Annotated in this window: 13 protein-coding genes; 9 read left to right on the top strand and 4 right to left on the bottom strand. The window is 70.0% G+C overall.

From position 1 onward, the window contains the following. Positions 1 to 231: 231 nt before the first annotated feature. On the top strand, positions 232 to 2,148 hold the full coding sequence (locus tag KV102_RS04530) for a class I SAM-dependent methyltransferase (protein WP_220345413.1): 1,917 nt from the start codon (positions 232 to 234) through the stop codon (positions 2,146 to 2,148). Positions 2,149 to 2,156: 8 nt separating this feature from the next. On the opposite strand, the gene KV102_RS04525 is transcribed toward KV102_RS04530, so the two are convergent. After that, entirely contained in the window at positions 2,157 to 5,171 is a 3,015-nt protein-coding gene (locus KV102_RS04525; protein WP_220345412.1) for a glycosyltransferase, read from the bottom strand. 187 nt (positions 5,172 to 5,358) lie between these two features. On the opposite strand from KV102_RS04525, the gene KV102_RS04520 reads away from it, so the two are divergent. From KV102_RS04520 to KV102_RS04510, 3 genes are read left to right on the top strand one after another with little or no spacing between them, the layout of a single operon-like run. Next, a complete protein-coding gene (locus tag KV102_RS04520; protein ID WP_220345411.1) occupies positions 5,359 to 5,622 on the top strand; it encodes a hypothetical protein in 264 nt (87 codons plus the stop codon). Further along, positions 5,619 to 8,258 carry a rhamnan synthesis F family protein gene (locus tag KV102_RS04515; protein WP_220345410.1) on the top strand — a complete coding sequence of 880 codons (2,640 nt, stop codon included), beginning with the start codon at positions 5,619 to 5,621 and terminating at the stop codon, positions 8,256 to 8,258. Before KV102_RS04520 ends, KV102_RS04515 begins: the two co-directional genes overlap by 4 nt. Continuing rightward, positions 8,252 to 10,843 carry a CDP-glycerol glycerophosphotransferase family protein gene (locus tag KV102_RS04510; RefSeq protein ID WP_220345409.1) on the top strand — a complete coding sequence of 864 codons (2,592 nt, stop codon included), beginning with the start codon at positions 8,252 to 8,254 and terminating at the stop codon, positions 10,841 to 10,843. The genes KV102_RS04515 and KV102_RS04510 overlap by 7 nt, the downstream gene beginning before the upstream one ends. Here KV102_RS04510 and KV102_RS04505 read toward each other — a convergent pair. Beyond that, positions 10,803 to 12,635 carry a glycosyltransferase family 2 protein gene (locus KV102_RS04505; RefSeq protein ID WP_220345408.1) on the bottom strand — a complete coding sequence of 611 codons (1,833 nt, stop codon included), beginning with the start codon at positions 12,633 to 12,635 and terminating at the stop codon, positions 10,803 to 10,805. The genes KV102_RS04510 and KV102_RS04505 overlap by 41 nt on opposite strands. Positions 12,636 to 12,706: 71 nt before the next feature. On the opposite strand from KV102_RS04505, the gene KV102_RS04500 reads away from it, so the two are divergent. After that, positions 12,707 to 14,764, top strand: a complete 2,058-nt coding sequence (locus KV102_RS04500; RefSeq protein WP_220345407.1) for a hypothetical protein — start codon at positions 12,707 to 12,709, stop codon at positions 14,762 to 14,764. Positions 14,765 to 14,766: 2 nt separating this feature from the next. Here the strand turns inward: KV102_RS04500 and KV102_RS04495 are convergent, their stop codons facing one another. Further along, complete coding sequence (locus tag KV102_RS04495; protein WP_220345406.1) at positions 14,767 to 15,501, bottom strand: bifunctional 2-polyprenyl-6-hydroxyphenol methylase/3-demethylubiquinol 3-O-methyltransferase UbiG; 735 nt, start codon at positions 15,499 to 15,501, stop codon at positions 14,767 to 14,769. A gap of 46 nt (positions 15,502 to 15,547) precedes the next feature. Between KV102_RS04495 and KV102_RS04490 the strand changes: the two genes are divergently transcribed. After that, a complete protein-coding gene (locus KV102_RS04490; RefSeq protein WP_220345405.1) occupies positions 15,548 to 16,543 on the top strand; it encodes a glycosyltransferase in 996 nt (331 codons plus the stop codon). A gap of 6 nt (positions 16,544 to 16,549) precedes the next feature. On the opposite strand, the gene KV102_RS04485 is transcribed toward KV102_RS04490, so the two are convergent. Beyond that, positions 16,550 to 18,034: a hypothetical protein gene (locus KV102_RS04485; RefSeq protein WP_220345404.1), complete on the bottom strand. Its 1,485-nt coding sequence runs from the start codon at positions 18,032 to 18,034 to the stop codon at positions 16,550 to 16,552. Positions 18,035 to 18,159: 125 nt separating this feature from the next. Here KV102_RS04485 and KV102_RS04480 point away from each other — a divergent pair, with 125 nt between their 5' ends. The 3 genes from KV102_RS04480 to KV102_RS04470 are packed head-to-tail and all read left to right on the top strand — an operon-like array spanning position 18,160 to position 20,687. Continuing rightward, complete coding sequence (locus KV102_RS04480; protein ID WP_308290224.1) at positions 18,160 to 19,212, top strand: glycosyltransferase; 1,053 nt, start codon at positions 18,160 to 18,162, stop codon at positions 19,210 to 19,212. Further along, positions 19,209 to 20,180, top strand: a complete 972-nt coding sequence (locus tag KV102_RS04475; RefSeq protein ID WP_220345403.1) for an NAD(P)-dependent oxidoreductase — start codon at positions 19,209 to 19,211, stop codon at positions 20,178 to 20,180. The genes KV102_RS04480 and KV102_RS04475 overlap by 4 nt, the downstream gene beginning before the upstream one ends. A gap of 15 nt (positions 20,181 to 20,195) precedes the next feature. After that, the gene (locus KV102_RS04470; protein WP_220345402.1) at positions 20,196 to 20,687 is read left to right on the top strand and encodes a GtrA family protein; all 492 of its coding nucleotides are present in this window, start codon (positions 20,196 to 20,198) and stop codon (positions 20,685 to 20,687) included. Positions 20,688 to 20,698: the final 11 nt, after the last annotated feature.

Below are 20,698 nucleotides of genomic sequence, written 5' to 3'. Positions count from 1 at the left end.
CCCTCGCCCCTCGACCAGTACGGGGCGTGCTGAAGCCGTGGTCGAACTGCGGGGCTGCGTGGCGCGCACGTGACTGACGCGCTCCCGTGACGGCTGGGAGCATCAGGTCGCCAGGGACGCATTGACAAGGGCGGTCCCCGGACCCACGCTGGGCGCGTAGTCTCGGCAGACCGTGGCTCGCAGTCCGTCGTGGCCCCCGACGTCCTGGAGATGATCAGCACCGTGGCGCCCATGTCGTCCCCCATCCGGTCCCGTGACCTCCGGACCCTCGAGCGTGTCCGTCTGCTCCGGGCGAATCCCGACATCCCCTACCGTGACGGCGCCGAGGAGCGCGTCCTGGAGATCGTCCGGAACGCCACCGACATCACCTCCTCCAGCACCGAGATGCTCGAAGCGGCCGAGAGCTGGGCCGAGCAGTACCACACCCACCCCGCGCGGGCGAACGTCCTGCGCTCGCTGGACATCCCGTCCGACGCGCGCGTCCTCGAAGTGGGAGCGGGCTGCGGTCCGATCACCCGCTACCTCGGGGAGACAGCTGCCCTCGTGGACTCCGTCGAGCCCGTGCTGGGTCGAGCGCGGGTCGGTCGCGAGCGCACCCGCGACCTCGACAACGTCGAGGTCTTCGCGGGCAACGTCGAGGACATCCCGTGCGAGGCCGCCTATGACCTGGTCGTCGTGGTCGGGGTGCTCGAGTACGTCGGGGCCGGCGCGCCCGACCCCGAGCCCTACCTCGCCTTTCTGCGGGAGGCGCGATCGCGGCTCGTCCCCGGCGGGGCCCTGGTGCTCGCGATCGAGAACAAGCTGGGCGTGAAGTACCTCACCGGGACCGCCGAGGACCACAGCCGGAGGATGTACGACTCGATCGAGGACTACCCCCGAGGGACGCCCGCGCGCACGTTCAGTGCGCCCGCGCTCGCCGAGCTGGTCTCGGGGGCCGGGTTCACGCCACGGCTGTTCGGTGTCTTCCCGGACTACAAGCACACCCGGGTGGTGATGGAGACTGATCGGATCGCCGCGACCGTCCCGAGCCTGCTCGAGGACCTGCCGACCTTCCCAAGCCGCTACGCAGGCACCCGACGGGTCCCGCTCGCCAGCGAGCGGCGCGTGTGGGCGCAGCTGTCGCGCGCCGGGTTGAGCGGACACTTCGCCAACTCGTTCCTCGTGGTCGGCGCCACGGACCGGCCTCCCACCCTGTGGGCGGACGACCGCCTGGCGCGCTACTTCTCCGTGAACCGCCGGCGCGAGTACGCGGCGACCACCAGCGTCCGCGTCGTGGACGACGAGGTGCTGGTGGAGCGGGAGTACAGCGCAGAGCCCGGCGAGCTGATCTCCCATGGGATGACGACGTGGCCGTTCCGCTTCGGCCGGTCGTTCGTCGAGGTCTTCGCCGAGCACGACGAGGGCGGTCGGCGAGAGCTGCTGGAGCGGTGGCGGCACCTCGTCGAGTCCCTCAGTCACGACGGTGCCGTGTCGTTGGACGCGATCCCGAACAACATCATCGTCGCGGGCAGCGGTGAGCTCCAGATCATCGACGAGGAGTTCCACGCCACCGGATCCGCAGACCGGGTGATCGAGCGCGGGCTCTTCTGGTTCGCCAAGTCCCTCCTCGCGGACACGCCGCCGGAGATGTGGGCGCCGGCACGGACGATGGGCGAGCTGTTCATCTGCCTGATGGACCTCGTGGGTCGGCAGGTCGACGAGGCCGGCGTCGCACGCATCCTGGATGAGGAGGCGGCGCTCCAAGTCGCGATCACGACGAACCACACGGGTCCCGACGCGCACGAGCGGTGTCGCGAGACCCTCCGGACCCAGCTCTTCGACCGTGACGTCTGGGACTGGCCACTCGGGCGTCGCCTGCACAACCTCTACGACGTCCAGCTGGAACGCGAGAAGTCGCTGCGCGACTTCATCGACCTGAAGCGAGCGGAGGTGACGGCCGAGCACGCGCAGGTCGTCCGTCACCGCGACACGATCGCGCGCCAGCGCGAGAGGATCGTCTCACTCCGCGATCGGTCCCGGGCGCAGAAGGAGGTCCTGAAGAGGACCAAGCGCGAGCTACGTGCTCTGCGGCGCTCCCGCGCGTACCGTGCCTCGGCAGCCGCGGGGCGCGCTTTGCGCGCGCTCGGCCTGCGCGGGCGGCGCCCCTGACCGACGCCTCACCCGAGGTCGTGGTCGACGCCGCGGGCGTCGAGGACATCGGTGAGCAGCGTCCTCGCCTCGGCCGCGAGCGAGGCCTCGGCAGTATCGAGCGTACGGATCTTGCAGCCGCTCTGTGCCTCCATGGCCTCGGCCCAGGCGGGATCCTCCGCGTAGACCCGGTCGAAACCGATGGTGAGCTCGTGGGGGTCTACCTCGTCGGCGTGACTGACGACCCACAGGAGGTTGGTCGCTCCCAGGACCGGCGCGGTAGGGGCCTCACCGCGCAGGGTCAACGTCACGTCGTCGAGGTAGTCCGAGAGTGGACGCTCGTGCGCACCACGACGGTCGATCACCACCTCTTGGCCCCATGACCGGAGAGCTCGGGCCAGCGCGTCGGCGAGGACCGCGTCGCTCGTAGCGTCTCCCTCCGGTCCACCAGGGGCGGCGATCTTGAGCGCCCAGCGCAGCCGCGGAAGCCCGTGGGCGGGACCCGAGTCCACCAGGACGGGGGGGCGGACCACGTGCGGAACGACGCTGGTCCGCCGGTGGCTCTTCGGGAGACCGCCCGGCACGCGGAGGCTCACCACCTCGAAGCCCGCGGCTCTCCAGAGATCCGTCTGCGGCTCCGGGAGGCGCCTGCCCCACCGCTCGAGAAACCTGAGTCGGTTGGACTCGCTCCGCGCGAACCGTCCCGGTGACTTGCTCTCGTGGTGCGCCACCCGTGACTCCGGGACGACGACGAAGCGTCCACCGTGCGACTCCACGAGACTGAGGCAGAAGTCGACGTCCTCGAACCCGTTGACGAACGCGGGGTCGAAGCCCTCGGCCTCGGCAACGGCAGCAGCCCTCAGCGCCATGCACGCGGCGGTGATCGCCGTGAACCCGAGGTCGGCGGCGGACGGGAAGTCGCTCGCCGGGTGGGACACGAGCAGATGTCCCGGCGCGGCATAGGCGCCGTAGAAGACGGTCCCCGCGGTCTGGATCGAGTCGTCCGGATAGAGCAGGAGCGGCTGGGCGCCGATGACGTCGGGGTCGCCGAGGGCCGCCAGGAGCGGCGGCAACCACCCTTCTCGAGGCTCTGTGTCGTTGTTGAGGAAGACGACGTGCTCGCCGGTCGAGCCCGCGAAGGCGAGGTTGGAGCCGGTAGCGAAGTTGGTGTTGCACGGGGCGCGAAGGATCTTCACGTGGTCGTCACCGGCGAAGGTGGCCGTCAGGACGCTGGTGACGTCGCGCCGAGAGCCGTTGTCCACCACCACGGCCTCGATGTCGGCGTCGGCGCGCGTCGCGAGTGCCACGGCGTGCCGGGTGAACCGCCAGTCCTCGAACGTCGGCACGAGCGCGGAGACACGTCCGGGCACCCGGTCGCCGAGCCCGGCGACCAGCGCGGGCCAGTCGAGGATGCGGCGGGCTCGCACGACGTGCTCGTCGGATCGTGTCAGGCCGGCCGGGAGGGGCAGCGCTCCCAGGTCCTCGCCGCGTACCGCCACGAACGGCACGTAGGTCAGCGGGGCCTCGAGCTGCAGGAGGACGTCCCACTCGTAGGCGTCCAGCGCCTCGTCGCGCGGCGCGGTCTCCCGCAGGACCTCGGTCGGCAGCAGCGTCGCGGACAGCGATCTGAACGGCTGCCAGAGCATCGACTCGCGATCGGGCAGCTCGCACGTCCACACGGGGTCGGCACCGGCCGTGTCGACCGCTGCGGCATATGCCCCGGTGCCGGGGGAGACCGCTGACAACAGCCCGCTGAGCGCGTAGGGCGACCACTGCTCCTGGGGCTGCCAGCGGCTGACCCACGGCTCCTCTACCGTCGAGACCAGCTCGCGAGCGCGCTGCACCCACGTCTCGCCCGACGTCGGTACGAGCACGATCCGCGGGTCGTCGGCGGCAGCCGACCGAAGCTCCGGAGGTGCGCTGCCGTCGGCCTCGATCGCGATACGCAGCATCCAGCGCCGGTGACGCTGGTCGAGCACGCTCTGAAGGTTCACACGCGAGTCGTTGCACCACGCCCGGGCGTCAGTGAGGATTGCGACGCTCACGTCGCCCCTGCCCTCAGCCGGCGTGGCGGTCGTGAGGTGCCAGCGGCCCCAACGCGTGGGCGGCGGAGCCGTCAGCCGCCGCTGCGCTCCGAACTCCTCCGCGCCTTTACGCACCACCGTGCTGAGCCTGGACCAGGTGGTCGGCTCAACACCGTCGTCCGGACCGGGCACGGTCGGTGTGTCGCCACGCGCTACGGCGAGGAAGTGTCCGAGAGGACCCGAAGGGTGGTCGGCCGCCTCGGGAGAACGTGCGAGATAGGTCGCGGCGTCGAAGTGGGGACCGGCCGACCCCGCGGCCTGCCCGTTGCGCAGGAAGTGGGCGAACGAACCGACGACGCGGACGTCAGCGCAGCGGCGGTACCACTCGGGTTCGAAGAGCGGGTTGGGGGCCAGGCGCTGGAGCTCTCCCACCTCCAGGTAGTGCCAGACAGCCTGGCGGTCGCTGAGGAACGTGTCGCCCGTCTGACGCTCGTAGTGGTCACGATCGAAGAGGCCGGAGTCGAGGACCAGGCGAAGCGCTCGCGACTGCCGGGTGCGCTGCTCGCGGAACCGCGGCCATGAGCGGGGCCCGAGCGCCGGCACAGGGGCGCCCTCATGGGCGTGCTGGAGATAGAGGCCGACCGGACCCCCGGGATGGTGCGCGGCGGCGGGTGCGTCGAGGAGGTCGTCGAAGAAGTCGCGCACCGGATATGTGCGTGCGGTGCCGTCGAGGAGGTCGGACACCACCCGGGCCGGTGGCAGCCCGGTCGCGAAGAAGTCGGTCAGCGGGTTGGCCAGCATCCCGTCGTGAGCGCCGGCGCGGAGAAAGTGCTCGGCCGCACGGGCCGCCCCGAGCCGCTGGTGGACCTGGAGGCTGTAGTACCACGGGTCGAAAAGCCCCGAGGCGAGGAGCGCCGCCGCGTCGGTGCTCGGCCGCGCCTGACTTTCCCGCCAGTCACGGGCTCGGCGTCGGCCCCGGCCGGCCGCGCGGCGCACCCTGCTGCTGAGCCCGCTGGGCATGACCCTCCTCGAACGTTCGACTTAGGCGGAACAATACCGACCGGCGCCGATCCGGCCGGCCTCTTCGGTCGCCGAGCCGACGCGTGCTCCTCTGGTAGCCTTTCAGCGCTCTGACCGCGGCTAGCGGAGCTCCACTACGGCTCCGTGGCGGGGAGCCGCGTGCGGAGCCGGGAAGAGAGGACCGGCGTTGGGTGAAATCCGGACGGAGTCGGAGCTGCGACTCCACGAGGAACTGCGACAGTGCCGGCTGGAGCTGGCCCAGCTCCGTGTGGAGCAGGAGCGGTGGGCAGAGGAGCTCAGCACCGTCAAGGAGCAGCGTGCCAAGGCAAGGGCCCGAGGCGACCGCCTCGCGGCGCAGGTCGAGCGGATGAAGGGCCGCGGCTCCCGGTGGCGGAGGCTCCCGCGCCGGGTGAAGCGCGTTCTGCGAGGTGGAGGCGACGGTCGCTCATGACGACGTCCTCCACCCGGACGGACCTCGACATGACAGAGCCCCGACGTCGGTTCCTGAGGGCGTCCGGGTGGTTCGACATCGCGTGGTACCGCTCCCAGGTCGGTGACGACTTCGCGAGCGTCGAGGAGGCGATCGACCACTTCTTGACCGTCGGCGCCCGGCTCGGCCTCTCCCCTGACGCAGCCCTCGGGGCAATGCAGGGTGGCCCTTTCCTCGAGCGGTCGGTCGAGACGCGGGAGGACGAACCCCCGGCGGCCGACGACCCGCAGCTCCTCCGTGAGGTGGCTCTCGTGGCGGAGTCGGGACTCTTCGACCGCGACTTCTACGCGAGCGCCTGGCCGAGCGTCGCCGAGCGCCTCGACGACCTGCTGCTCCACTTCTGCCGGTTCGGTTGGCGCGAGGCGAAGCAGCCCAGCGCCGCCTTCGACACCTGGCACTACTGGAGTACGCACCTGGACCCCGCACGCGAGGGCGTGAACCCCCTGGTGCACTACATCCTGACGGGCCGAGCCCAAGGGCTCAGCGTCCGCGCCGAGTGGGTCCCACCACGACCCGGCACGGTGCTGCCGGTCGAGAGGGAGGTCCGTCGCGCGTGCCTCTTCGCCGCCTACGACGCCGACGGCCTCCTCGACGAGTCGCTGATCGCCTACGTCCGCGAGCTGGCCCGCTTCGCCGACGTCTATCTCCTCGCCGACTGTCACATCGACGAGGCCGAGCTCGCGAAGCTGGCGGACATCACTGTCGGGGCGTGGGCCGTGCGGCACGGGGCGTACGACTTCGGCTCCTACAGCATGCTGGCACGCGACCTCGTCGGATGGGAGCGGCTCGAGGGCTACGACGAGGTGCTGCTGGTCAACGACAGCTGCTACCTTCTCCGCCCACTCGACGAGGTCTTCGCCCAGATGTCGCAGCGGATGTGCGACTGGTGGGGGCTCCAGGCCACCAAGGGCGTGGCGCGTACAGCCGAGGCCGTGCAGGACGTGACGGTGGAACCCATCCCGATGGAGCGCGTGCGCCGTGAGCTGCTCGCCGGCTACATGCAGGAGCCCGAGTTCGACTTCCACATCGGCTCCTACTTCCTCGCCTACCGGCAGCCCGTGATCCGTGACGCTGGCTTCCGCCGCATCCTCGGCTCCGTGCACCGGCAGCGCGGCAAGGCCGCGATCGTGCACAAGTACGAGATCGGGCTCACCCAGCACCTGATCGCCTCGGGCTACGACGGCGACACCTTCATCGACGCGCTCTACCCGTTCCAGCCCGTCTTCACCAACCAGTACTTCCGACTGCTCGGCCGGGGCTTCCCCCTCCTCAAGAAGTACTTTCTATACCAGAACCACTACGACACGCCGGATCTGCGGGACTGGAAGGCGCGGATCAGGGCCGCGGTCCCGGACGCGCCCGTCGACGTGATGGAGCGCAACCTGCTCCGGACCGCGCCGGACGACCAACTCCAGCGCAGCTTCGCGATCGTGACCCTGCCGGATGGCTCGGTGAGCGTGCCGACTGCGCGCGACCGGCGTGAGTTCCGTCGGGCGGACCGTTCCAGCCCGACCTTCGACCACTGGTGGGCGTTCGCCGTCTCGCCCGACGACGGACACCTCCCACCCAACGCCCGGGCGATCTTCGAGGAGGTTCGCGACGATCCCTCGATCAAGAAGATCATCCTCACCCGCTCTCGTCGGATCGACCTGGAGGGCGACAACGTCGTGGTGGCACCGGTGACCAGCCGTGCGGGGCAGGACCTCCTGATGCGCGCCGGAGTGGTCCTCGTCGCGGGCCGGCCCGGCCCTGGCCTCGGCGTTCGCCTGGACGCCTCTCATCGGGTGCTGGCTGTGCGCGACGGCATCGACGTGGCCCGGCGGAGTGCCACGACGACCCGCCGGCCGGTGCGGTCGACCGAGGACGTGGTCTCGCCGCTCACGGGGTATGTCGCTGCCTCCGACTTCGACCGGACGGTGATGGCGGCCGTCCTCCATCCGGCGCCGTACGGGGGCGGGGTGGCGACCGGGCTCCCGGCAGACGACTTCGTACTGATGCCGGAGGACCGCCTCCCGGCCGACCTGGCGCGCGAGCTGGGAGAGCTTCGGGCCCTCGTTGCGGGGCGAAGGCTCCTGCTCCTCGTGCCCGAGCGACGGCGGGCCGGGCCGCACCGCCTATGGTCCGACGACCTGGCGGGGTTGCGGCGCTGGTGCGAGGCCCACGACGCTGTGGTCGGGATCCGCCACCTCGACGACGACTCCGACCGTCGCCGATGGGAGGCTCTGGGCACGGCAGCCCTTGACGTGGGACGAAGGCACTTCGGACACGTGTCGGTGCTCTACCGCGAGGCCTCCGCGCTGCTGGCCGAGCGTGCGGGGGCCGCCCTCGACTTCACGGTCACAGGCCGACCGGTCGTGCCTGTCCTTGCCAGTGACGATGCCGACGACTACCTGGTCGACGTGGAGCGCGTGATGCCGTCGGAGATCCGCGCCAGTGTCGCGGGCGTCTGCGAGGCTCTTGACGGAGCATTCTCAGACGGAGCGGTCCTGCACCGTTACATCCGGGCGAGGAGTCTGTTCCGCCGCTATGTCGACGCCTCGAACGCCGCGCGCTTCGTCCATCACGTTCGTCGGACGTCCTTGGAGGCGCGGTGCTGACCGGAAGTGAGTTCACCCGCGCGTGGGCCAGCCTCGCCGCCGAATGGGACGCGGCCCGGACCGACGAGACGGCGAAGGCCCACGAGATCCTCGTGACCGCGCTCGAGGGCGGGCTCCGACCCGTCGATGCGGTCCCGACGGCGGACCACCCGCTCGAGGGTGAACCGCCGGACGCGGTCCTCCTGGAGTGCGCGGTCGCCGTCGTGACCGTGGCCGGCGCCTTCGACGAGGCTGGCTACCGCGCCGCCCGGCGCGGCACGCTCGACCCGGAGCGGGACGCTGTCGACCACTTCTGCCGCGTCGGGTGGCGCACGCTCGACAACCCCGAGGTGGGGTTCGACGTCTGGTCCTACTGGCGGACCTATCTCGACCCGGGGTCGGAGGCGGTCAACCCCTATCTCCACTATCTGCTCGTCGGGCGTCACGCCGGCGCGGCAGCCCTGCCGGAGCGGGCGGTGCCACGGGTGCCGGTGCCACGTGACGACGGCCGCCCCGCTCGTCGGGTGTGCCTGTTCGCGGCCTACGACGTCGACGCCCTCGTCGACGACTACGTCGTCGCCTACCTACGTGAGCTGAGCCGGCACTGCGACGTCTACCTCCTCGCCGACGCGGTGGTCTCCGACGAGGAGATGGCGAGGCTGCGCGACGTCACCGTCGGAGCGTGGGCGCGTCCGCACGGGATGTACGACATGGGCTCCTACGCCCTGCTCGCGCGCGAGCTCGTCGGCTGGGACGCCCTCGCGGCCTACGACGACGTGCTGCTGGTCAACGACAGCAGCTATCTCCTCCGCCCCCTCGACGAGGTGCTCGCGCGCCGCGACGCGTCCGACGCCCAGGTCTGGGGCCTTTTGGCTACAGAGCGCGGCTACGCGGAGGAGTACGGCGCGGCAGGACCGGTCCCGCTCGACGACGTGGTCGCGCAATGGGCCGCGCCCGCGTGGCGGATGCTCGACCGCCTTCACCTCGGTGCTGAGTTCCTCGCGCTGCGAAAGCAGGTCGTCGACGATCCAGAGTTCCGTCGGTGGATGGACGACGTCTGCCGGCAGCCGAGGAAGTCGTCGGTCACCCTGAAGTACGAGATCGGCTTGACCTACCACCTGGCTCTGCTCGGGTACGCCATCGACGCCTTCGTCGACGTGCTGGCGCCCTACCACCCGCTCTACACGCCCGACTACCTCGGCCTCGTCCGCGACGGCTTCCCGCTGCTCAAACGCAAGCTGATGGCCGAGAACCCGTTGGACATGCCCGATGTCGCGGACTGGAAGCGACTCGTCGGCGAGCTCGTCCCGGACGCGCCCGTCGACATGTTCGAGCGCAACCTTCTGCGGGTCGCCGCCGACGACAGGATCCGTCGGTCGTTCGCGGTGCGCACGATGCCGGACGGTACCGTCCACCGGCCGCAGCCGCTCACCCGGCTTGAGATGCGGCAGGCCGACGGCCGGACGCCGACATACGACCACTGGTGGGCGTTCCCGGTCTGCGCCTACGACCACACCTTCGCCAGCAATGAGCGGGCGGTCTTCGAACAGGTGCGCGACGACCCCTCGATCAAGAAGATCGTCCTGACGCGCTCGCGCCGGGTCGTCGCGGAGGGTGAGAACGTGGTCGTCGTCCCGCTGCACAGCCCGGAGGGGCAGTGGCACGTCCTCCGGGCGGGCCACATCTTCGTCAAGCACGCGCCCAGGATCAATGTCCCGTACCCCTTGTCGCTGAAGCGCCACACGTTCGTGAACCTCTGGCACGGGATCCCGCTCAAGCGGTTCGGGACCGCCTCGGTCGCCCTCGGCGAGCAGCGTGCGTCGATCGTGCGGCACAACCTCGGCTCCACCGCCGTCATCACGTCGTCGCGGATCGACGCCCTGGCGATGAAGGCAGCGTTCTCGCCTCTCGACCTCAACCAGATGTGGATCACCGGCCTCCCGCGCAACGACTTCATCGTGCGCGACGAACACCGACTCCCCGACGACATGCGTGCCGCCATGGACCGACTTCGTCGCGAAGCCGCAGGCCGGCGTCTGGTCATGTTCCTCCCGACGTTCAAGAACGACCAGGAGAAGGCCTACTACGCGTTCTCGGACGACGAGATCGCGTGGTTGCGCGACTGGTGCGAGCAAGAAGGCGTCGTGATCGGGGTCCGCGAGCACCTCGCGGACCGCGCGCACACCTACTCGCGGATGCTGAGCCCGCTCGAGCCGCTCAACCTCTCGTCGCGCCGATACCCTGACCTCGAGGTCCTCTACCGGGTGGCCGACGGGCTGGTCACGGACTACTCCAGCTGCGTGGTCGACTTCCTCCTCACCGGCAAGCCCGTGATCAGCTTCGCCTACGACTACGAGCGGTACGCCGGGTCGGAGCGCGGATTCTTCTACGACCTGGAACAGGTCCTTCCCGGCCCCGTTTGCCGCGACTTCCGGGCGCTCTCGTCCGCGCTCGAGACGATGTTCGACCCGCGGACGCTGGCCGAGGACGAGGACTACGCGTGGCGACGACGCCTCTTCTTCGACCACCTCGACGACGGCAGCTCTCGGCGGGTGACGGATCGAGTCAAGGCGCTGTACGTCGACGGAGTCGTGCCGCAGCCCTGACCCGAAGCGGAGCGCGGGTCGTGACCCGACCCCAGCCGTGACCGACGTAGACGGTCCCGAGCGAAGGACCTGTCGCGGCGCCGAGTGTCAGGCGCATCGGATACCGCCCTGCTGGGAGGTGGAGCATGGCCTCCACCCCGAGCGGCCGCCCAGAGATCATGGTCACGCGCACGTCGTCCTCACCGACACGAAACCCGAGAGCCGCCCGCTCGGGGTGGCGCACGTGCATCCGGTGGAGGACGGAGACCAGCCGGGTGCGGTGACCGCGGCCCGTGACCCGCAACGAGGCTCCTGCGTCGGCCAGGGCACCGGCGGCGGAGCCGACGCCGACGAACAGACAGCCCTCGTCGTCGGTGCGCGTCCGCACCGCGACCCCGTCGACAAGGGCAGGGCCCGGCGCCGGGGCGACCAGCCGGGTCCTGCTGGCGTAGCCGAGAGCCCGTGCGTGGAGGGACACGACCCAGCGTCCCGCGTCGAGGGGGGACCCGAACGCGGCGTCAGTCGGATCGAACGAGAACGCGCCCGACGCCTCGAGGACGAGCGCGCCGTCGCGCTCGACCGGTCGCAGGGGGAGCGGCGCGTCGACGTACCACTCGACGCCGGTCTTGGGACGGCGCAGGAAGAGTCGCACGTCGCCTTCTCCGAGGTACGGAGCGATGTCGAACCGCCGCGCCTCGTCGTCGACCAGATAGACGGCATCGTCCCGCGCGACGAGTCGCAGCGGAGCCCCCTCTCCGTCGACGAGGGTGCCGCGCACGGCGATCGTCAGACACCCGGCCTCCCATCGGGTCGTCACGTCGTCGGTCCGGAGGTGGACACCGCGGTCGGCCCCGGCCTGCGCGACGATGCCGGCCCGGTCTCCGGCTCGCAGCAGCGCCGCCCGGCGGGTGAGCACGGGAGGGAGACCCGCGTCCAGGCGTGCCGGGATCCGTTCGCTCGTGAGCCGATGGACGGCGGCAATCGCCTCGTCGCGGTACGCAGGCGCCCACCGATCGATCCAGTACGGCCCTAGCCGTTTCAGCATCCGGGTCGCGTACCAGAACTGCGTCAGCCTGTCGCGCTGCTCCTGGCCTATCGCCGCTCCGTCGAGCACGTCGAAGACGTCGGTGAGGCTGGAGAAGTAGACGTCGAGGTCACCGAGGTTGTCGGAGTTGTTGCTGCCGTCGGGATAGATGATCCATCGGTAGCACGGATAGCTCGCGAGCACGGAGATGCGGTCGGTGCGGGTGTAGACCTCCGCCAGGAAGACGTGATCCTCCAGCCGCCGCCGTCCCTCCGGGAACCGGATGCCGTGCTCGCGCAGGAACGCGGTCCGGAAGAGCTTGTGGGGCGTGAGGATCGCGAGCACGTCGTCATCGAACAGGTCGGCCCGCTCGCGGTCGGCGAAGAAGGCCTCTGCGCCGATCGTGGGCGCGCCGGACCGGACCTCCTTCCCGATGACCACGTCGGCTCCTGCCCTGTCACCGAGCTCCACCATCCGGGTGAGCGCCTCCGGGAAGAGCTCGTCGTCATGGTCGGAGTAGAACACGAAACGTCCGCGGGCGAGATCCGTGCCGAGGTTGCGCGGTCGGCCGGGCCAGCCGGAGTTCGCGATGCGATCGACCCGGAGATTCGGGGTGACGGCGCTCCGCTCCTGCAGCCTCGCCCAGGTGCCGTCGGTCGAGCCGTCGTCCACGACGACGACCTCGAACCGGTCGGTGGGAAGCGTTTGCGCCTCCAGCGAGGCCAGGAGCGCATCAAGCTTGGCTCCGGTGTTGTACGTGGGGACGACCACGCTCACATCGATCGACATCACTTCCTCACGCTCCCCCTCCGCGTTCGTGCAGCGGTTTCGAGGTGCCCTGCGCCGCTACGATCGAGCCCGTGACCGAACAGACCAGTGGTGGTGTCCAGGCCGCGAGACTATCCGTTCTCGCCCACCGTGGTCACGAAGGCTGGGCCAGCCGCACGGCGAGTCGTCCCGACGGCCTTCCCCGGACGTGGGTCGTCCTGTGGTTCCCGTCCCTCCTTGTCCTGCTCTTCGTCCTCGCGGTGGTGCTGGAGATCTCGGGGACGTCTTCCGGGGCCTGGTGGAGGGCCTTCGGGGACGGCGCCGACCCGAATCTCCTGGCCGGGACCCCCCGTCCGATCCGCAGCGACGAGTGGCTCGTGCAGGGGAGCTGGCTCGTGTCGCAGACCGCGCAGGGGTTTCCTCCGGTCAACCACGTGTTCCCGGGCGGCATGGACGCGACGGTGATGAACGACGCGCCGGCATGGGACTGGTCCACCGTCTTCCGACCGCAGATGTGGGGATCGTTGGTCTTCGGGGTCGACCACGGCATGGCTTGGCGGTGGTGGCTCCCCGCGCTCTTCTTGCTCTCATCGGTCCACGCCTTCGTCGTCACCATGCTGCCGACGCGGGCGCTCCTGGGGCCGGTGCTCGCCCTCGTGGTGATGTTCCAGCCACTGGTGCAGTGGTGGTGGATGCCGATCATGACTCTCGCGGTCTCCTTCGCGTTCGTGACGATGGCCGCCATCGTGTGGGGTCAGCGATCGGCGACGCGCACGGGCGTCGTGGTCCCAGCGGCGGTGGCGGCGTACACAGCCGTCATGCTGGGCATGAGCATCTATCTCCCGTTCATCCTCGCCGTGACCTACCCGACGGCCGCTTTCGCCGTCGGGTTCCTGCTCTGCCGGTGGAGGATCGACCACGTAGCAGGCAAGGACGTCCTGCTCCGTCTCGTTCCGCTGGCCGTCGGCGGGACGCTTGCCGCATCCGTGCTGGCGGTATGGGTGTGGACGCGCCGGGAGACCGTGCAGGCGCTGCTGGACACCGTTTATCCAGGTCAGCGCCTCACCCCGACGGGTGCCGCGGACACCGACTACCTCGTCGGCCTGCTGAGCGGGCCGTTCCAGCGAGCGCTCCTCGGCGGTGGGTTCGAAGGGCTCGGCACGAACGAGTCGACGGCCTCCGTCCCGTTCCTCGTCGGGCTCTATCTGATGGTGCCGCTCCTGTGGGTCGGCTGGACGCGCTATCGCGACGGCCGGGTCGTCGACTGGCTGGTCATATCCCTGGCGGCGGTCAACGTTCTCGTGCTCGTCTTCCTCTTCGTGCCGGGCTGGGACGACCTCGCGCGGGTGCTCCTCCTCGACAGGACGCAGTTCGTGAGGCTGAGGGCGGCCTACCTGCCGCTGCTGGTGGTCAGCATCGTCGTGCTCGTCGAGCGCCTGGAAGGGCTGGGTCGCCGGTCTCCCTGGTGGGTGGCTCTGGCCAGTGGCGCCGTCGTCGTGGCGTCGACCGGCTGGGTGTGGCAGCGCCTCGACGCCGCGGCAGCTCCCGCCGTCGGGTCGGCGGTCGCGGTCGCGGTCCTCGTCCCGCTGACGGTGGCCGTCGTCGCGTTCGCCCGGCGGTTCGTGGCGATCGGAGCCGCGGCGCTCCTCGTGGCGACGCTCGCGGTCGGCGCGGGCGTCAACCCGTGGTATCGCGGGGTCTTCGACCTGAGGACCGACACGGCGGCGGGAAGGGCCGTGGTCGAGACCGCGGAGAAGGACCCGCAGGGCACGTGGGTCGGCGTGGGGACCCCGGCGTCGATGGGCATGGTCTTCGAGGCGGGCGTCCCCGGCTACAGCGGGGTCCAGACCTACCCCTCACGCGTGATGTGGGACCGAATCGATCCGCAGGGACGGTACGAGGACGTCTGGAACCGGCTCGCGCACGTGCAGTGGGTCTGGGGTCCGGGCCCTTCGATCCCGGTCACGCCGCGGCCGGACGTCGTCCGCGTGACGCTCGACCCCTGTAACGCCTTCGCGCAGCGATGGGTGGACTACGTGGTCACGGACGGCAAGCCACCGAGCCGGAGGTGTCTCGAGCCGCTGGGGTCATACGAGCAGGGACAGATCCGGCACGACATCTATCGCATCGTGCCCGCGGCTGGGGCCTAGCCTCAGCGACGCGTCGCCACGACGAGGACGTTCTTGCCGAACACACGCCCTGTCACACGCTGCAGGGCACGGCTCATGGGGAAGACGAGACGGTCGTACGCCTTCAGGCCGAGCGGCGAGATCGACCCGCCGGAGCTGCCCGCGAACCGGTACGCCAGCGTCGCGAAGAAACCCGCCGGATCGCAGTATCGCGACTCGACGATCTCGAGACCCGCGTTGCTCAGGATTCGCTCCAGCTGCCGCCGGCGGTAGCGGCGGTAGTGGCCGACCTTCTCGTCCATCGCGGTGAAGAGGACGTCGAACGCCGGCACGTACACGACGAGCCGACCGCCCGACTTGAGGAGCTCCGCGAGCTGCTCGCACACCTCCTGGTCGTTCTTGATGTGCTCGAGCACGTTGAGCGTGTAGACGACGTCGTAGCCGCCGGCGGGTACGTCGCCCTCGGCCAGGTCGACGACCCGGTGCCCTTTTCGGGTGAGAAGCCGCTGCAGCCCGGCGTCGGGCTCGAGGACGTCGGGGCGGATGCCGCGCTCGGCCATCATGTCGGCGTAGGTGCCCGCACCCGCACCGAAGTCCAGCACCGAAGCCTCAGGGGAGGGGACCTGCCCGATCACGGAGTCGAGCAGGAAGCGGTTGTAGTTGACGGCGTCCGCCATCACCTCGAGGTTGTCGCTACCGGTGTAGACGAAGTCGTCGGCTGCCACGCGTCTCCTCAGGGGTACCAGGGTGGTCGCCATCATGCCATGGTGTTCATGACGGCATCCGGCGGCGGAAGGTTGGTCCATGGGCGTCCCCGAGCAGCGCATCGCGGCGATCGTCCCGTGCCACAACGAAGCGATGTCCGTCGCGAAGGTCGTGCATGACCTGAAGGCGGCCGTGCCCGGCATCGCCGTCTACGTATACGACAACCTGTCTTCCGACGGCACCGACCGAGCGGCCGGGCAGGCCGGCGCGATCGTGCGCCACGAGGAGACCAAGGGCAAGGGCAACGTCCTCCGCCGCGCGTTCGCCGACGTCGACGCCGACGTGTACGTGCTGGTCGATGGCGACGACACCTACGAGGCGGCTGCAATTCCTGCGATGATCGAGCGACTTCTCGAAGGGCCGTACGACCATGTGCTCGGGGTGCGTGAGACGACGAGCGCGTCGGCGTACCGGCGGGGTCACCAGGTCGGCAACAGGGCGCTGAACGAGCTCGTGAGCAGACTCTTCGGGGTCCCGGTCACGGACATGCTCAGCGGTTGCCGCGTGCTGTCGCGCCGGTTCGTGAAGTCTTTCCCCGCGCTGTCGCGCGAGTTCGAGATCGAGACCGAGCTCACCGTGCACTGTGTGACGCTGCGGGTCCCCACGACCGAGGAGCCGGTCGCCTACCGAGACCGCCCGGAGGGCAGCGAGTCCAAGCTCAGCACGTACCGAGACGGCTTCCACATCCTGAGGCGAATCCTGCTCTTGACGCGCTTCGAGCGGCCGATCCTCTTCCACGGTCTGCTTGGCACCGTGGTGCTGGGAATCGCCCTGGTCCTCGGCATCCCAGTCCTCCTCGAGTTCGCCCGCACCGGCCTCGTGCCGCGGTTCCCCACGGCCTTCCTCTCGGCTTCGCTGGTCATTGTCGGCCTGCTTGGCTGGGCGGTAGGCCTCGTCCTCGACGCGATCACCATGTCGAGGCGCGAGGCGGCCCGGCTCAACTACCTCAGGCTCGCACCACCCCGGACGGCCGAGCCCACGGAGTCGAGGCGCGCGAGCGAGCAGCCCTCGATCGACGTGTCGGCCTCCCGCTGACGAGGGCTATCCGGCGACGACGCCGAGCCCGACAAACACCGCGACCCATCCGACCGCGACCGCGATCTGCAGGATGCGCAGCCACCTGCTCGATGCCGCGGGGGTCGCACGGACGGCCAGCCCGGCGGCGGCCAGCGCCATCAGCGGCGCGAAGACGGGCCAGTAGCGTGGCGAGCAGACGTGGACGAACGGCTGGGACATCAGTGCCCCTCCCAGCAGGCCGGCGAGGAGTCCCACGACCTGGGGGACTCTCGAGACGCGCCTCACGAGGAGGAGCCCCAATGCCGCCAGCCCGAGCACGGTGAAGTAGAGGACCCTGGTTGTCCACACGATCGTCTCCGAGACTGTCCCGGGAGAACTGAGGCCGAGTGCCTCGCCCTCACGCTTCACGCGGAAGAGCGGCTCGTACCCGGTGGGGTCGAGGGTGTACCGGCTGAAGTTGTCGAGCACGTCGGTCGCGTAGGACCGGAGGGTCACGTCACGCAGCGCGTGGTCGGCCATCTGCTGCTGGACGTCGAGCTCGTTCTGGCCGGTCCTCTCCGCCTCGGCAGAGGCGAAGTCGGTCATCGCGTACCACGGGTTCCCGGGAGGGCACGGGCCGAGGCACAGCGCGTCCCGGTCACCGAACGCATACGCCGTCGATATCGGCACGGTCGTCGTGGTGACGACGGCCTTGCCGAAGGCGTTGCTCATCGAGTACGACCACGGGAAGAGGAGGAGGGCGAACGTCGCCGCGGCGACCGCGCAGGCAGCGAGAGACTGGGCGAGGCGGACTCCGCGCGTGCGGAACGCGACGGTGAGCGCGCTGAGCAGGAGCACCGCCACTACGAGCGGCAGCACGCTCGAGCGGAGGTAGAGGGTCGAGACGAGGAGAAGGCCCACGAGGATGCCGTCGCGCAACCGGACGGCCTCGCCACGGTCGAGGCGGCGCCACGCCCGCAGGAGCACGGCAACCAGAGGGATGAGGAGCAGCCCCGCGGCGAGGTCTCCCCACGAGGTGTAGCTGAACAGGACCCACAATGGCACGAGTCCGGGGAACACCAGCAGAGCCGCGGCGTACTTGCGGCCGGCCAGGCGTGAAACAGCCGCCACCCCCAGGAGGAACACCACCAGGGTGAGCGCGCCGACGTAGAGCCGGCCTGCTTCGAGACCGGGGTCGGGTGCGACGAGGTAGAGAGGCGTCAGCAGCAGCGCCATCCCCGGCATGAACCAGCCGCGATAGATCACCGCCGCCTGCAGCTGCGACGTCGCGACCTCGTCTCCACCGAGGAGTGCGCGGACAGCGTCGGCGAGCGCCTCGGCCGCCGCGTGGTAGGCGGTCTCGTCGCCCTGCAGGGGCGTCCGCAGAGCGATCGGCATGAGCGCGAGCTTCAACAGGACATGAGCAGCAGCAAGCACAAGGACCACCGTGGTCGGGTCGACCCGCCATGTGCGCGCCACAGCCCGCGCCGCCTTCGGTGCCGGCGCGGGCTCGGCGGGGACGAGCGTCACTGGAGATCCTTGTCTGCAGGCGGCGACGGCCACGATAGTCGTTCATGCGGGCACTCGGGCAGATCTCCGCCGCCGGCCTGTCGATGACAGCGGTTCTGGCACCGGGGTCGCCTAGACTGCCCGACGTGCCAGAGAGAGCAGAGGTGCTCGACGCGTGCCACGACCTGTCCGTCGTGATCCCCGTCTACCAGGGCGAGGACCACCTCGGGCCGCTGATCGACGAGCTGGCTCCGTACACGGAGCCGTTCACGACGCCGGGTGGCGCGACAGCGAAGATCGGAGAAGTTCTCCTCGTCGACGACAACGGCCCCGACGACTCGCCCTCGGTGATGCGTGTGCTCGCCGCCGAGCACTCCTGGGTGCGGGTGGTGTGGCTGAGCCGCAACTTCGGCCAGCATGCCGCCACCCTCGCCGGGATGTCGTCGACCGGTGGGGACTGGATCGTCACGATGGACGAGGACGGACAGCAAGACCCCGCCGACATCGGAGGGATGCTCGACACCGCTCTTCGTGAGCAGGCGACGGTCGTCTACGGCCAGCCAATCAACCAGGCGCCCCACGGTGCGCTCCGGAACAGCGCCTCGCGGGCGGCCAAGTGGCTGATCGCGAAGGTCGGCGGGACCCCCGAGGTGACGAAGTACAACAGCTTCAGGCTGGTCCTCGGCGAGGTCGGACGCAGCGTGGCCGCGTACGCCGGCGCGGGAATCTACCTCGATGTCGCGCTCGGCTGGGTCGCCCGGCCGGCGGTGACGAGCCCCGTCACGCTGCGCGACGAGGGCGACCGCGTTTCCGGATACCGCTTCCGGTCCCTGCTCTCGCACTTCTGGCGGATGACCGTCACGAGCGGAACTCGTGCCCTTCGCCTCGTGAGCGTCCTCGGTGCCCTGCTCGCGGCGCTCGGCGTGACGGTCGCGATCGTTCTCGTGATCGCGAAGCTCGCAGGCTCCGACGTCCAGGCAGGCTGGACCTCTCTCATCACCGTCATGCTCCTGACCTCGGGGGCGATCCTCTTCGCGCTGGGGGTCCTCGCCGAGTACATCGGCGCCGCCGTGAACATGGCGATGGGGCGTCCCGCCTACCTCGTCGTGAGTGATCCCGCGGACGGCCCGCTCGGCCGGACCGAGCGTGCTCACGAGCCCGGGGAAGCGCGGGAGGGTCAGTCAGCGGCCACACCATGACGACGACCTGGGTGATCGGCGCCTCGGGGCTGGTGGGATCTGCCGTTCTCCGGGCGGCCGCCCGCTCGGGCGATCGCGCCCGAGGGGTCGTCGTGCCCTGGGCGCGCGGTCCGGACGAGCAGGTCACGGCGCTCAGGTCGGGGGTGCATCGTGCGGCGGACGAGTCCGGTGACGGTGGATGGACTGTCGTCTGGGTGGCCGGAGCCGGAGTCGTCGGCACGCAGGAGAGCGTGCTCGCTGCTGAGGCCACCGTCTTCTCGGCGTTTGCCGACGAGCTCGTGCGGATGGGCGACCACGGGCCGCGTGCGTTGTTCGTGGCGTCGTCGGCCGGTGGTGTGTACGCGGGCAGTGAGGCTCCGCCCTTCACCGAAGACACCCCGGAGGTGCCGCTGGCGCCGTACGGGCGGCACAAGCTCGAGATCGAGGCGATCACCGCCGATCTCGTGCGCCGCAGCGGCCTTCCGACGATGGTCGGTCGTCTGACGAACGTCTACGGTCCCGGGCAGAACCTCGCCAAGGCTCAAGGCCTGGTCTCCCAGCTCGTCAAGGCCTCGCTGGTGCGTCGGCCGCTCTCTCTCTACGTCCCACTCGACACGACCCGCGACTACGTGTTCGCCGACGACTGCGCCAAGGTCGTCCTGAGAGCTCTCGCGCTCATGTCGGACCGCGAGAGGACGCAGGAGCCGGTCATCAAGATCATCGGCTCGGGTCGACCGGTCACGATCGCCACCCTCCTCGACACCCTTCACCGGATCCTCAAGCGCCGGCCGCCGGTCGTTCTCGGCGATTCGCCGTCCCGCAGGTTCCAGGTACGGGACCTCCGAATGCGTTCTACACGCTGGACGCAGCTCGACTCCCTCGTCTCGGCGACGCTGCCCGAGGGCATCGCCTCGACCGTCGACGACGTAGGGCGCAGGTTGAGGGCGCAGGGGCCGGCCGCGTTGTCCGCCTCGATCCGGTCCGGGTGATTTATCCTGGCCGGCGTGGATCGGACCAAGAACGACGCAGTGCCTCACAGCCAGCTCGACGGCGGCTCCGGCTCCACGTTCAGCAGGCGCCGGAGAAGCGTGCTCGCGGCCGTCAGGTTCCTGATGGTCGGCGGACTCTCCACCGTCACCACGGTGGGACTCTTCAACATCCTCGTGCACGGCGGCGCGCTGGCGGTGCTGAGCGACCGTCCCATCACCGCGTACACGATCGGTGTGGCCGCAGGGTTGATCGTCAACTACCTCGGCAACCGCTTCTGGACGTTCGACGCCGCCGGCCCCGACTCGATGTGGCGGCACCTCACGGCCTTCGTCGTCGCCAATGCCGTTGCCCTCGCGATTCCCGCGGTGTGCCTCGGAGTCAGCAGGTACGTCCTCGGACTGTCGTCGTTGCTCGCCGACAACGTCGCAGCGAACGTTGTCGGACTCGCGCTCGGAACCTTCACCCGCTGGCTGCTCTACCGACGTTTCGTCTTCCCCGCCCGTTGAGCGGACGCGCC

This window comes from Mumia sp. zg.B53 (assembly GCF_019550935.1).
Taxonomy (GTDB): domain Bacteria; phylum Actinomycetota; class Actinomycetes; order Propionibacteriales; family Nocardioidaceae; genus Mumia.
This window is presented reverse-complemented; position numbering and strand designations above follow the sequence as displayed.